Raw genomic sequence first — 13,018 nt, 5'->3', positions numbered from 1 at the left:
CGTTCCCGAGATCGTCAGGACAAGTAGAAGGGCGCGTTGCATGCCTGAAGCCTGGGCCAAGCTGGCGGCCGCGCTTTGATGGATGTCAATCGGCCTGGGCCTTAGGTCGCATCACAAGCCAAGGGGTCGGACGCTGGCGCCACTCCCAGACGGCCAGCAGTTTGTCGAGCGGCGGCAATTCGGCGAGCCAGGGCGGCGCCTTGAAGACCTTGGGGCCCTCGTCGACGCGGGTGATGTCGTGTGTGGGGGAGAAGCGCGCCACGATCGTCGCCAGGGCGTCCTGGCGATAGACGTCGTGGGTCTCGACGATCAGGTTCATGCCGGCGAGCGCGGGGGCCAGCTCGGGGCGCAAGATGTCGACCTCGGCGCCTTCGGTATCGACCATCACCAGCACGCGCTGTCCGGCGAAGTTCTGGAAGTCCTCCGGCTTGAATTCGCCGCCGATGCGCACCTGACCCAGGACGCCGTTCTTGCTCGCCAGATCGGTGCAGTAGCGGCGCGCCACCTCGGCAATGTCGTAGGCGTACACCGGCACGCCCGGCATCATCCGAGCGAGGCCGACAGCATAGTAGCCCTCGGCGCATCCGATATCGATCACGGCGTCGAGGCCTTCTGCGGCGAAGGCGGCGAGATGCGGATGAAGCTCAGACTCGTAGGTGCCAAGCAACCGGGGGATCAGAGCGCCCTCGGTGGCTTCCTTGACGTACTCCATGCCTTCGAACGGCCCGCTCCAGATGCGGACGCCCTGGCGGCTGACGAAGGTGTTGGCCAACATGATCGAGCGCCAACGGCCGAGAAGGCGGAGGAGGATGTAGAGCGGATCCGGACCGGGTTCGGGGGGCCAGGCGGCGACCATCTCACGGGTTCGGCGGGCGATCTCGCGGGTGACGCTCATGATCAGATGAGATCCAGCACGCGCTCGGCCGGTCGGCATAGGGCCGCGCCCTTTTGAGACACGACAATGGGACGGTTGACGAGAATTGGCGACTTGACCATGGCGGCGATCAGGGTCGCGTCCGAAATGCCGGGCTCAGTGAGGCCAAGGGCTTCGGCGTCGGTCCCCTGCTTGCGCAGCAGGTCGTGCGCCGCGCCGCCGGTTCGGGCGACCAAATCGGCCAGAAGATCGGCGGTCCAGCCGACCTTCAGGTACTCCACCACGCGAGGTTCAATCCCGCGGTCCCGCAGCAGGGCCAGGGTGTTGCGGGAGGTTCCACAGGCGGGGTTGTGATAGATTACGACGTCGCTCATGCGGCTCCGATAGCGGCTGGCGCACCGATCACCAAGTGAAGGCGCGGGTTCCGGACACAAAGGTCGAGTCGGAGTTGTCCCACGGCATGACGTCGGCGGGACGCGTCGGCAACGGTTCGACGCCGGTGGGCCAAGCGTCGAAGCCGGCCGTGTAGCGCACCTCGATACGCCCTGAGCCAGTGGGTCGGAAATCAAGAGTCAGGCCCTGGCCGGGCGCGGCCCAATCCACGCGCACCCACTGGGCCGGGGGCAGGTTCATGTCGACCGGAATGCCGGACATGGTGGTGACCCGGCTGGGTGTTGCGGTCCGAAGGCGCAGCGTCAGGGTCCGGGCGCCGGGCGGGGCCGCGGCGGTGAGGCGCAGCATGCCGTTGGACAGGCGGATGAGGTTGATGGTCGGCGCGGACGCCTCCACGTACCGCGCGTCGGTGGCGCGCATCGGTTGAGGCCAGGCCCAGTGCGAGAGGTCGCGGGCTTCCGGGCCCAGGAGCCGCATTGTCCAGCCGCTCTCATCCGCCTTCGGGCTGAATAGCCAGGCCCGGCGGGTGTCCTGATCCACCTGATAGCCGACATAGCTGACCTGCGGGTAGCGCGGGCTCCATGGCTCCTCAGAACGGATGAACGCTGTGAGCGCGAAGCCGCCGAACAGCAGGATCATGCCGACGACCAAGCCCTTCTGAGCGCCATTGTCGGGCTGGGCGAGCGGCCAGAGCACGACGCCTACGGTGACCATCTGCAAGCCGAATATGGGCATGAAGTCCATCGCCTCGAACGCCGCGTGGCTGATGCCGCCCTCCCAACCGAGGGCCAGCGCCGCCAGGATCACCATGGCAAGCAGCGGGAGCAGGCCGCGGCGCGCGGCCAGCGATGTGGCCGCCGCGGAGAACGCTGCGATCAGAAGTGGCCATACCAGTACGAATGAGGCCGCCGGCGCGAAGGCCTGCAGCAGTATGGCCATGGCCAGGGTAAGCAAAAGCACGCCGGCCCAGGCGCCCTTGCGACCGGTGCGGCGGCGATAGACAAACCAGCCCAGGATCGCGGCCACGACGCCGCAGATGGCGCCGATCGGATCAAACGCACCGAACGCCGAGCAGCCCAGGCCCAACGCCAGTGGAACCGCGGCCATCCAGCGCCGGCCTCGGGCCAGATCGCCGGCCGCCAGCATCATGAAGCCCAGCGAAATGAGCATGATCGCCCACTCCCACGGCACCACGTGCGCCAGCAGGAAGCGCTGTTCGAGGAATCCGAATTCGGCGCCGGTCAGACGGCGGGCGAACTGGATCGCCGCAACCGACCCGATGGCCCCGAACGCCAGGGCGCCCGCGCCGTGCAGGATGTCGATGGCCGGGAACTCGCCCGAGAGGCGGGCCCAACGCACCGCGAAGGCCAGTAGGACGACGATCACGGCGATCAGCAGCCAGCCCAGCCAGACCGGGTAGGCGATCACGATGTCGCCGAACAGGTTGGCGTAGACCGGCGAAGGGGCCGGGCCGGGAAGCTCTGGGGCGAAGGCGGCTTCCGACGCGAACGACAGGGCCTGGGTTCCCATATCCTGCAGCGATCGGCGATCCAGGTTCTCCGGAGTCGCTGTCGGGGAATGGTAGTCAAACGCCCGGCCGGTAATGGCGTAGTTGAGGCCCGGCAAGCCGACCGCCAGGGCTTCGGTGAGGTCGGTATCGTTGGGCATGACCTCATAAACCAGCGAGGCCAGGGAGCTCGTGGCGGGGCGCTTGGCCGTGGACTGGAAGAGGCGGATGAGCTCGCCGTTGTCCGGGCTGGTCTGGAACATCTGCACCCGGCCGGAAGAGCCGCGCGCCTCGAGATTCATCACCAGGCCGAGGCGCCTTGCGAGCGGATCCCGCTGAAAGAAGTGGTTGGCGCCGAGCAGACCGGTCTCTTCGCCATCGGTCATGATCAGCATGACATCGCGGGCGGGCGAGCCGCGCGCCTTGATGGCGCGAACTGTTTCGAGCGCGGTGGCGACGCCCATGATGTTGTCGGCCGCCCCGGGAGAGCCGGGAACGCTGTCGTAGTGGGCCATAAGGCCGAGCGCCGGCTTGCCGCGATCCCGGCCCGGCAGGATGCCGATCACATTTTCGACCGGTCCGCCGGCGAGTCGCCCGGAGGCGGTGTGTCGCGTCCATACGCCGACGCCCGGTCGGACCTGAACCTCAAGGCCAAGCTCGGTCATCCGCGCGACGAGGGCGTCTCGCACGCGAGCGTTGGCCGGCGAGCCGATCGGGTGCGGCGTCGCTCCCAAGAGCGTGACGTCGGAGAAGGCGCGGTCGGCTGAGAATTCGGTGGCAGGCGCGCCAGCGGGAACCGAGTCCGGCAAAAGCTGGTCGGCGAACGCGATCCAAGATCCGAGCATCAGCGCCAAGAGCAGCGCCAGGTACCGCCCCAAACCTACTCCTCCGCGCGATCGGCTCGAACGCTAGCCTGTGTCGCAAGAAACGAAAACGCCCGCCATAGGGCGGGCGTCTCCAGCGTCAGTTGGTCGCGCCCGGGATCATGCGGCGACCGCAGTCTCCTGCGGGTCGCGCAACACGTATCCGCGGCCCCAGACGGTCTCGATGTGGTGTTTGCCGTCGGCGGCGGCCGCGAGCTTCTTGCGAAGCTTGCAGATGAAGACATCAATGATCTTGAGTTCGGGCTCGTCCATGCCGCCGTAGAGATGATTGAGGAACATCTCCTTGGTCAGGGTGGTGCCCTTGCGGAGCGAAAGCAGCTCCAGCATCTGGTATTCCTTGCCGGTCAGGTGAACCCGAAGACCGCCGACCTCGACCGTCTTGGCGTCGAGATTGACCACGATATCACCGGTGCGGATCACCGACTGGGCATGGCCCTTGGAGCGGCGGACCACGGCGTGGATGCGGGCGACCAGCTCGTCCTTGTGGAACGGCTTGGTCATGTAGTCGTCGGCGCCGCCCGAGAAGGTCTTCACCTTGGTCTCGATCTCGGCCGTGCCCGACAGGATCATGATTGGGGTGTTGATCTTGCCCACGCGCAGCGTGCGAAGCACGTCCATGCCGCTCATGTCCGGAAGATTGAGGTCGAGCAGGATCAGGTCGTAGTCGTAGATCTTGCCCAGATCGACGCCTTCTTCACCTAGATCGGTCGTATAAACGTTGAATCCTTCCGACTTAAGCATCAACTCGATGCTTTGCGCCGTGGCGCTATCGTCTTCGATCAACAAAACCCGCATCAGCCTCTCCTGCCCGCGGCCACGTCGTCCCCGCGAATTCTGATGAATCCGCCTATGGCTGATCGTTAACCTGCCTTGCCGTCCTTTAAGACCGGTTAATGACCCTGACCCCTCGGATTGAAGCGTTAATCCGATTTGAGAATCGGGCTCAAGGCGTGCTGGGGCCCCCGAGCGGGTCCTGGGCGATGAATCTTTCGTGATTAGACACCGGCGCCGAAGCAGGGCGGCGGCGCATCTTCAGTCCTTGTCTTCATCCCCTCTTAAGCGCGCGCGCGCGAAATCCGTTCCATGTGCTTCGAGGGGCGTGCGTGCAGAGCCTGACGGCCGCGGTTGAGCGGCTCCAACCATTGACGGTGTCCGGCCGCGTGGCCGCGGTGAGCGGTCTCCTGATCGAGGCGCGGGGCGGCCTTTCGCGTCTGCCGGTCGGCGCAAGGGCGGAAATCAGCCGGCTCGCCGCCGCGCCGGTGGCGGCCGAGGTCGTGGGGTTTCGCGAGAACCGGGCGCTCTTGATGCCGTTCGGCCCGGTGGAGGGCGTGGCGCCCGGCGCCGAGATCCGCATCCAGCCCTTGGGCTCCGCGGTGCGACCGACCAAGGCCTGGCTGGGCCGGATCATTGACGCATTCGGCCAGCCAATCGACGGCAAGGGACCTCTTTCTCAGGGGCTGGCGGCCTATCCGCTTCGCGCTCCGCCGCCTCCTGCGCACGCGCGGGCTCGCGTCGGCGAACGCCTGGACCTCGGCGTGCGGGCCATGAATGTCTTCACAACCTGCTGCCGGGGCCAGCGGCTCGGTGTGTTCGCGGGCTCAGGCGTCGGTAAGTCGGTGCTGCTGTCGATGCTGGCGCGCAACGCGGAGTGCGACGCGGTGGTGGTGGGCCTGATCGGCGAGCGAGGCCGCGAGGTCCGGGAGTTCATCGAGGAGACGCTGGGTGAGGAAGGGCTGCGCCGCGCGGTGGTTGTGGTTGCGACCTCCGACGAGCCGGCGCTGAAGCGACGCCAGGCGGCCTACATGACGCTCGCTGTGGCCGAGTTTCTGCGCGACCAGGACATGGAGGTGCTGTGCCTGATGGACTCGGTAACCCGTTTCGCCATGGCGCAGCGCGAGATCGGCCTGGCGGCGGGCGAGCCGCCGACCACCAAGGGCTACACGCCCACGGTTTTCACGGAACTGCCGAAACTACTTGAACGCGCCGGTCCTGGCCCGATCCGGCCGGACGGCACGCGGGCCGGGCCGATCACCGGGCTGTTCACGGTGCTGGTGGACGGTGATGATCACAATGAACCGATCGCGGACGCCGTGCGCGGCATCCTGGACGGCCACATCGTGATGGAACGGGCCATCGCCGAGCGGGGCCGGTTCCCGGCGATCAATGTACTGAAGTCGATCAGCCGGACCATGCCCGGATGCCAGCTGCCGCATGAACGCGAGGTCGTGCGCCAGGCGCGCGAGAGCCTGTCCGCCTACGCCAACATGGAAGAACTGATCCGCATCGGGGCCTATCGCGCGGGTGCGGACCCGGTGATCGACCGGGCGATCCAGCTCAATCCGGCGGTGGAGGCGTTCCTGGGGCAGGACAAGGACGACGCCACCAGCCTTGAGGCGAGCTTCAGCGAGCTGGCCGGCATTCTTCAGGATACGCCCCAGTGAGCTGGGCCGACTCCCTGATCAAGCTGTCAGCCTATGAGGCCGAGGTGCTGCAGAAGCGCCTGGCCGAGGTGGTCGAGCGGCGGATTGCAGCGGAGCTGAAGCTGGCGATGCTCGAGGCGGAGGGCGAGGCCGAGGCGCGGTTCGCCGAGGAGGACGCTCGGGCCGGGTTCTATCGGGCGGGCTTCCTTGAGGGGTTGCGGCTGCGGAAAGCGGCGGCCCAAACCGCTATCGACCTCGTGCTCATCGAGGAGCAGGGCGCGCGAGACGCTCTGGCCGAGGCGTTCGAGGCGCAGAAGAAGTACGAACACGTCGCCGAGGGCATGCGCCTCGCCGCGCGCAAGGAGGCCGGACGCCGCGAGACCGCCGCGCTGGATGAGCTGGGTCTGAGACGACGATCAGCGGGCTAGAGCGACTTGCTCTGGCGCGCCCGTTCGGCTTCGACATCCTGGCGCAGGACAGCCAGATCTTCGCTGATCTTGAAGACCGTCACATAGAATTCGCAGAAGGCGCGCCACAGCAGGGCGGCGATAAAGACGCCCAGAATTCCCACGGCGAGCACCCCGAGGGCCAGCAGTACACCCCAAATGCTGCCTTCACGGATCGCCACGCCCAGCGTCGCGCCCAGCACGCCGAAAGCCATGACCCCGATGATGCCCAGCCCTGCCCAATAGACGAGGTGCACGAGAGTGCCGGTGACAAGGCGATCAAAGGTCAGAAGGTCCCAGAGGAACTGACCGCGGTCGCCGGGTCGTCGCTGTTGTGGTCGCCGCATCCTGGTCCGGATTCCCCTGGCTGGAGCGGCACCGCTACCAGCCGCGATGCGCCGGTGCAACGCCGACGGCTCAGCCCGCTGCGTCGCCCCGGTTCGCCGTGAGCCGTCCGGCCACACCCCCGATCAGTCCAGCGGCCGCCGATCCGGCGGTTCCGAAGGCCAGCAGGGTGGGCGGCGCATCGCCCATCAGCACCGAGGCGCCGATGCCGAGGAAAGCGCAGGCGCCGCCAGCGAGCAGACCGCCCAACAGGCTGTTCAGCCAGCCGCCCCCGGAGAGGCGCGCATAGAACAGGCCCGCGATCAGTGAGATACCCATGCCGCCCAGGGCGAAGACGTTGTCGCGGATCGGCGCCGAGTAGTGACCGGCGATCACCATGCCGACCTGGGCCGCAGCGGCGAGCAGTGTAATCCGGGCGAAGGTCTGGGTGGCCATCAATTCTTCCCGGTGACGGTGGAGGCGGCGGCGCGCGCCTGTTGCTGGGCTTCGATCTTGGCCCAGTCGGTAGGGCCTTTGGTGAAGCTCTCCTTGAGCTTGGTCAGCGAGTAGGCGTTGCCCCAGCCAAAGTGGCGATAGAGCGTGTCGTAGGGCTCGCCGGGCTTATACCCGAGCGCGGTCAACGTCACCCGCGTGCCGCCGGTAATGTCCTCAAAGACCATCAGGGTGGCGATCTCGGCGAAGGCTTCGCGACCGGGCAGCGCCTTGGGCGCGTTCACGTTGCGGATCACCAGCATCTGCCCGGGCGTCATCGCCACGATCTCGTTGCGGATGTTGTCGGCGTCGCCGATGCGCGCCTTGAAGTCATAGCTTCCTTCGATGACGCCGCCGAGGCGGGCGTCGACGCGAGCGACCGGAACGGCCCAGGCGCGATAGCCCTCGGTAGTGGCGAAGCGCTCCCAAACCGCATGGCGCGGGGCCGGTACGTCGACGGCGATGCGCAAGACCTTGTGGCCGTTCGCCTGAACAAACGAGGTGTCGGCCACGTCCGGAAAATCCTTGATCGACTGGGCTTGCGCCGACGCGCCGCCGAATAGCGCGAGCGCAGCCAAACCGGCCGGAATTGACCCCAGCTTCATGCCGTTTCTCCTGCGGTCGCTGTTCTCTCGGACCCGGCGGCGGCCTTTTCCAGCCGGGCGATGTAGTCGCGAAGTCCCACCACAGAGGCGTCGAAGGTTTCGAGGCTGCGGTGGGTGCGGGCCTGCATGACGCCGCCCTCCATCACGTTGAGCACCAGAATCGCCAGCACCCGGCGATCCAGATCGGCAGGCAGACGCGAACCGGCCTCGATCAGGCAACGCTCTACGTGACCGACCCATTGGGTGAAGTTGATGCTGAGCAGTTCCCGCACCGGCGGATCGGGTTCATGCAGCTCCAGCGCGATGGAGCCGATCGGACATCCATAGAAGCAGTCGCTGATCTCCAACGCGTGGCGATAGCTGGCCAGCAGCGCGAAGACCTTCTCGATAGGGTCATCGACGCCCGCCCAGGCGGGGGCCAGAAGCATGGGCTCAATGCCCTGACGATAGAGGTCCAGCACGGCGACTAGCACGTCCTGCTTGGTCGGAAACGCGTGGTAGAGGCTGCCCGCATTGGCGCCCGCCTCGCGCAGGATGTCCTGCACCGAGGTCGAGAGGTAACCCTTCTCGCCGAACAGCTTCATGGCGGCGAAAACGAGGCGATCGCGGGTGGGGAGGTCTTGCATCGGGCCTTGGTTGAGCGTTCAACCTAGACAGAAGCACGCCTTGAATGTTCATTCAAGCGACTTTGCCTCCCGCCGCTATGCGCGGGAGATGAGAGCTAGATGGTGCCCACCGTCTTCAGCCTGGCCCGGGGATGAACCTCGTTCTGGCTCATCACCGGCGTCTGGCCGCGGAAGCGTTCGATGATTGAGCGGACGTAGGGACGGATGGCCGGACTGGTCAGGAGGATGGGGCTGTCGCCGGCCAGGGCGGCGCGCTCAAAGGTCTCGCGCACGCCGCGGATGAAGTCCTGCAGGCGCGACGGAGCGAGAGCGAGCTGTTTCTCTTCGCCCGATCCGATCAAGGCCTCGGAGAAGGCGCTCTCCCACTCGCCGGACAGGGTGACGATGGGCAGAGCGCCGTCGTCGCCGCGGTAGGCGTAGCAGAGCTGGCGGGCCAGCCGGCCGCGCACCTGTTCCACCAGCAGCGTGATCGAGGTGGTGTGGGGGGCGGCCTCGCCGATGCCCTCCAGGATCGCGGGCAGGTCACGGATCGAGACGCGCTCGCGCAGAAGCGCCTGCAACACACGCTGGACGGTGGTGGCGCTGACCGTGGCGGGGATCAGATCGTCGGCCAGTTTCTTCTGTTCGGGCGGCAGTTCCTTGATGAGCTTCTGGACCTCCGCATAGGTCAGCAGGTCGGGCATGTTCTCCTTAAGGAGCTCGGTCAGGTGCGTGGTCAGCACCGTCGCGGGATCGACGATGGTGTAGCCCTGGAAACTGGCCTCTTCACGCAGGCTGTCGTCGATCCAGGTGGCGGGCAGACCAAAGGCCGGCTCCTTCACGTGCTCTCCGGGCAATTCGACCTGACCGCCGCGCGGATCCATGGCCATCAGGTGGCCGATACGCACCTCGCCTGCGCCAGCCTCCATCTCCTTGATGCGGATCGCATAGCCCATGGAGGGAAGCCGCATGTTGTCGAGGATGCGGACACTGGGCATGACGAAGCCGAAGTCGGCGGCCAGCGTTCGACGCAGGGCCTTGATCTGGTCGGTGAGCCGGCGGCCTTCCAGGTCGTTGATCAGCGGCAGCAGGCCGTAGCCGAGTTCGATCTTGATCTCGTCGATGGCTAGAGTCTGGGCGATGGGCTCTTCGGCGTCGTCGGCCGGGGCGGGGGCGATCTCCACTGGAGGCGGCGCGGCGGCCTTGCGGGATCGATCCCAGGCCAGCAGACCCGCGCCAACTGAGAGCACCGCAAACGGAATGATCGGCATGCCGGGAACCAGCGCCAGGATGCCGGCGGCGGCGGACACCATGCCGAGGCTCACCGGGTTGCTGGCGAGCTGGGTCACCAGCGCCTTGTCGGCGGCGCCTTCGACGCCCGCTTTGGAAACCACGAAGCCGGCGGCGATCGAGATGATCAGGGCTGGAATCTGGCTGACCAGGCCGTCACCGATGCTCATCAGGGTGTAGGTCGAGGCGGCCTCGCCCAGCGGCAGTTCGTGCTGCATCACCCCGATCAGGATGCCGCCGATAACGTTGACCGCCAGGATCACGAGACCCGCGATGGCGTCGCCGCGCACGAACTTTGATGCGCCATCCATGGCGCCGAAGAAGGTCGATTCCTGCTCCAGCTCCTTACGCCGTGTGCGAGCCTCGTCCTGCTCGATCAGGCCTGCCGAGAGGTCGGCGTCGATGGCCATCTGCTTGCCGGGCAGGCTGTCCAGGGTGAATCTCGCAGCCACCTCGGCGATGCGGCCGGAACCCTTGGTGATGACCACGAAGTTCACGATCACCAGGATGATGAAGACGATCACCCCGATAACGTAGTTGCCGCCCATCATCAGTCGACCGAACGTTTCGATGACCGCGCCGGCGCCGTGCGCGCCTTCGTGTCCGTGGGTCAGGATCAGGCGGGTGGTGGCGATATTGAGCGCCAGACGGAACAGCGTCGCCACCAGAAGCACCGTCGGAAACGCGGTGAACTCCAGCGGCTTCTTGATCAGAATGGAGGTCATCAGGATCAGGATCGAAAGGGCGATCGAGACCGTCAGCAGGATGTCCAGCAGGAACGCCGGGATCGGCAGGATCAGGAGGACGACGATCCCGACGATCCCGAGCGCCAGCGCCACCTCGCCACGCGCCAGCATGCCCCAGAGGTTCCCGGCCGTGGGAACGGTGTCAAAGCGATAGGGCGCGCCGGTGTCAGCCATGGGTCAACGCGCGGTCAGGCCGCGCTCATTCCCATCTGCGGCGCGGGGACAGCGACGCCGGCCTCGTTGTATTCCTTCAGCTTGTTGCGCAGCGTGCGGATCGAGATGCCGAGGATATTGGCGGCGTGGGTGCGGTTGCCCAGGCAGTGTTCCAGCGTCTCGATGATCAGTTGCTGTTCCATCTCGGCGACCGTCTGACCGACGAAGGAACGGGTGGCCCGCTCGGCCGCGGCCGCGGCGGCCTGAGCGGTGCGGGCGAGGGGGTCGCCGCCGGCCAGCGGCTGGCCGTCGGGCAGACGGATGGCGAGTTCGTCGATCTCCGGACCTGTCGCCAGCAGCACGGCGCGGTGCATGGCGTTTTCCAGTTCGCGCACGTTGCCCGGCCAGCGGTGGGCGACGAGGCGGCGACGGGCTTCGGCGGAGAGCGGCCGGTCGGCCGCGCCATTGGCGGCGGCGTACTTGCGGGCGAAGAACTCCGCCATGGCGATCACGTCGCCCGGGCGCTCGCGGAGCGGCGGGATACGCAGGTTCACCACATTGAGGCGGTAGAGCAGATCTTCGCGGAAGATGCCGTCCTTCACCGCCTGAACCAGGTCGCGGTTGGAGGTGGCGAGGATGCGGATATCGACCTTGACGGGCTTCGTTCCGCCGACGCGGTCGATCTCGCGCTCCTGGATGGCGCGCAGCAGTTTGGCCTGGAGGCGGGCGTCCATCTCGCTGATCTCGTCGAGCAACAGCGTGCCGCCATTGGCCTCCTCGAACTTGCCGATACGGCGGGCCAGCGCGCCGGTGAACGCGCCCTTCTCGTGGCCGAACAGCTCGCTCTCCAGGAGGTTGTCGGGAATGGCCGCGCAGTTGACGGAGATGAAGGTGCGCGCCGCTCGTCGCGACTTCTGGTGCAGGTAACGGGCGATCACTTCCTTGCCGACGCCGCTTTCGCCGGTGATCAGGATGGAGGCGTCCGAGGCGGCGACCTGATCGGCGAGCCCGATCACCGCCTGCATGGCGGGATCGCGCACCACCATGGGTCGATTGTCGTCGGCGACCGCCTTCAGCACGGCGGCGATCAGCTCGGCCTCCGGAGGCAGCGGGATGAACTCCTTGGCCCCGGCGCGGATAGCGTCGGCCGCGCGGCGCGGATCCGCCGCGACCCCGCAGGCCACCACCGGCACGCGTATGCGCTCAGCTTCGTTGGCGGCGATCAGGGCTACGATGTCCAGATCGTAGTCGACCATCAACAGGTCGGCGCCCTGGCCGGCGCGCAAGGCATGGGTGGCCGCTTCAATGGTCTCCACGTGCGAGACCTTGGCCCCGGCGCTCATCGCCATCTTCACGGCGGTTGAGAGCTGTCCACTCAGCTTTCCGACGACCAGCAGTCGCATCGTCCAAACTCCCCTAGTCGCGCCGCCGATCAGGCCTGCGCGTCGCCGTCCTTGATGATTTCAGTCATGGTGACGCCCAGGCGCTCGTCGACGATCACGACCTCGCCGCGCGCCACCAGGCGATTGTTGACGTAGATGTCGATGGCTTCGCCGACCTTGCGGTCGAGCTCGAGCACAGAACCCTGGCCAAGCTGCAGCAGCTGGGCGACGGATATCGACGAGCGCCCGAGCACCGCGGATATCGCCACCGGCACGTCGAACACCGTGGCGAGATCGCCCGCCGTCTTGTCCTCCGCATGCGCTTCGGGCGTCGCGCCGTCTTCGGCGGCGAACTCGTCAAGTTTCAGATCGTCTTCGGCCATGGGATCAGGTCTCCGATCCGGGGATCAGGGGTTCGGCATGCAGGCCCTCGGCCGCCAAGGCGGACTCGAGCGCTTCGGTGACGCGACGGGCGGCCTCGGCCGGGTCGAATGCGGCCTGGCCGTCCCCGAAATCGAGAGTGAAGGCGCAGGGACCCATCGTGGAGTCAGGCCGCACCACCACGGCGCCTTCGAAACCAAGGTTGCGAGCTGCCGCTTCGAGGGTTGCGGTCAAGGCTTCGGCAAGGTCCGGCTCGGCGGAGATGACCAGCCGCGGTTGGGCGTCGATTTCGCGCGCCAGGGCGGCGAGGGCCGCCTCGACCGGGGCGGTGGGAAAGCGGTCGAGGGCGGCGTCGGCGATGCCGCGGCCACAGGCGAGGGCGAGGTTGGCCGCGCCGAGCCGATGTTCATGCGCCACCTCGGCCAGTCTGGGCAGGGCGCGCCCGCAGGCGTCGGCGATCCGGGCCAGCGCCTCAGCCTGCCGCGCGGCGACGCTGGCCAGAGCCGCGCGCTCACC

Annotated in this window: 14 protein-coding genes; 2 read left to right on the top strand and 12 right to left on the bottom strand. The window is 67.0% G+C overall.

Going from position 1 to position 13,018, the window contains the following annotated elements:
- Window positions 1–85: 85 nt before the first annotated feature.
- The 4 genes from ACIQ3R_RS08650 to ctrA form a co-directional block, all read right to left on the bottom strand.
- Complete coding sequence (locus tag ACIQ3R_RS08650) at window positions 86–895, bottom strand: hypothetical protein (RefSeq protein ID WP_397417383.1); 810 nt, start codon at window positions 893–895, stop codon at window positions 86–88.
- Between the two features lie 2 nt (window positions 896–897).
- Window positions 898–1,248 carry an arsenate reductase (glutaredoxin) gene (gene arsC / locus ACIQ3R_RS08645; RefSeq protein ID WP_397417381.1) on the bottom strand — a complete coding sequence of 117 codons (351 nt, stop codon included), beginning with the start codon at window positions 1,246–1,248 and terminating at the stop codon, window positions 898–900.
- A gap of 28 nt (window positions 1,249–1,276) precedes the next feature.
- Window positions 1,277–3,652, bottom strand: coding sequence for a M20/M25/M40 family metallo-hydrolase (locus ACIQ3R_RS08640; protein WP_397417379.1), 2,376 nt, complete (start codon window positions 3,650–3,652; stop codon window positions 1,277–1,279).
- A gap of 105 nt (window positions 3,653–3,757) precedes the next feature.
- The gene (gene ctrA / locus ACIQ3R_RS08635) at window positions 3,758–4,453 is read right to left on the bottom strand and encodes a response regulator transcription factor CtrA (protein ID WP_397417377.1); all 696 of its coding nucleotides are present in this window, start codon (window positions 4,451–4,453) and stop codon (window positions 3,758–3,760) included.
- Window positions 4,454–4,761: 308 nt separating this feature from the next.
- On the opposite strand from ctrA, the gene fliI reads away from it, so the two are divergent.
- Together fliI and ACIQ3R_RS08625 are read left to right on the top strand one after the other, a co-directional pair.
- Window positions 4,762–6,099, top strand: coding sequence for a flagellar protein export ATPase FliI (gene fliI / locus ACIQ3R_RS08630; protein ID WP_397417375.1), 1,338 nt, complete (start codon window positions 4,762–4,764; stop codon window positions 6,097–6,099).
- The gene (locus ACIQ3R_RS08625; protein ID WP_397417373.1) at window positions 6,096–6,506 is read left to right on the top strand and encodes a flagellar export protein FliJ; all 411 of its coding nucleotides are present in this window, start codon (window positions 6,096–6,098) and stop codon (window positions 6,504–6,506) included. Before fliI ends, ACIQ3R_RS08625 begins: the two co-directional genes overlap by 4 nt.
- Here the strand turns inward: ACIQ3R_RS08625 and ACIQ3R_RS08620 are convergent.
- The 8 genes from ACIQ3R_RS08620 to ACIQ3R_RS08585 form a co-directional block, all read right to left on the bottom strand.
- Window positions 6,503–6,871, bottom strand: coding sequence for a DUF4282 domain-containing protein (locus ACIQ3R_RS08620; protein WP_397417371.1), 369 nt, complete (start codon window positions 6,869–6,871; stop codon window positions 6,503–6,505). The two genes, ACIQ3R_RS08625 and ACIQ3R_RS08620, sit on opposite strands and share 4 nt — an antisense overlap.
- A gap of 70 nt (window positions 6,872–6,941) precedes the next feature.
- The gene (locus ACIQ3R_RS08615) at window positions 6,942–7,304 is read right to left on the bottom strand and encodes a hypothetical protein (RefSeq protein ID WP_397417369.1); all 363 of its coding nucleotides are present in this window, start codon (window positions 7,302–7,304) and stop codon (window positions 6,942–6,944) included.
- Window positions 7,304–7,945, bottom strand: coding sequence for an SRPBCC domain-containing protein (locus ACIQ3R_RS08610; RefSeq protein ID WP_397417367.1), 642 nt, complete (start codon window positions 7,943–7,945; stop codon window positions 7,304–7,306). The genes ACIQ3R_RS08615 and ACIQ3R_RS08610 overlap by 1 nt, the downstream gene beginning before the upstream one ends.
- Window positions 7,942–8,571 (bottom strand): TetR/AcrR family transcriptional regulator, encoded by a 630-nt coding sequence (locus tag ACIQ3R_RS08605; RefSeq protein WP_397417365.1) that lies wholly within the window; start codon window positions 8,569–8,571, stop codon window positions 7,942–7,944. The genes ACIQ3R_RS08610 and ACIQ3R_RS08605 overlap by 4 nt, the downstream gene beginning before the upstream one ends.
- Window positions 8,572–8,666: 95 nt before the next feature.
- Complete coding sequence (flhA, locus tag ACIQ3R_RS08600) at window positions 8,667–10,760, bottom strand: flagellar biosynthesis protein FlhA (RefSeq protein WP_397417363.1); 2,094 nt, start codon at window positions 10,758–10,760, stop codon at window positions 8,667–8,669.
- Between the two features lie 14 nt (window positions 10,761–10,774).
- Window positions 10,775–12,142: a sigma-54 interaction domain-containing protein gene (locus ACIQ3R_RS08595; protein WP_397417361.1), complete on the bottom strand. Its 1,368-nt coding sequence runs from the start codon at window positions 12,140–12,142 to the stop codon at window positions 10,775–10,777.
- Between the two features lie 29 nt (window positions 12,143–12,171).
- Entirely contained in the window at window positions 12,172–12,504 is a 333-nt protein-coding gene (gene fliN, locus ACIQ3R_RS08590; protein ID WP_397417358.1) for a flagellar motor switch protein FliN, read from the bottom strand.
- A gap of 4 nt (window positions 12,505–12,508) precedes the next feature.
- Window positions 12,509–13,018 (bottom strand): flagellar assembly protein FliH (locus tag ACIQ3R_RS08585; protein ID WP_397417356.1); only part of this gene is annotated, 510 nt, incomplete at its 5' end.

Source organism: Phenylobacterium sp., assembly GCF_044371015.1.
Lineage (GTDB): Bacteria > Pseudomonadota > Alphaproteobacteria > Caulobacterales > Caulobacteraceae > Phenylobacterium.
The sequence above is the reverse complement of the archived record's forward strand: the minus strand, read 5'-3'. Positions and strand labels throughout refer to the sequence as shown.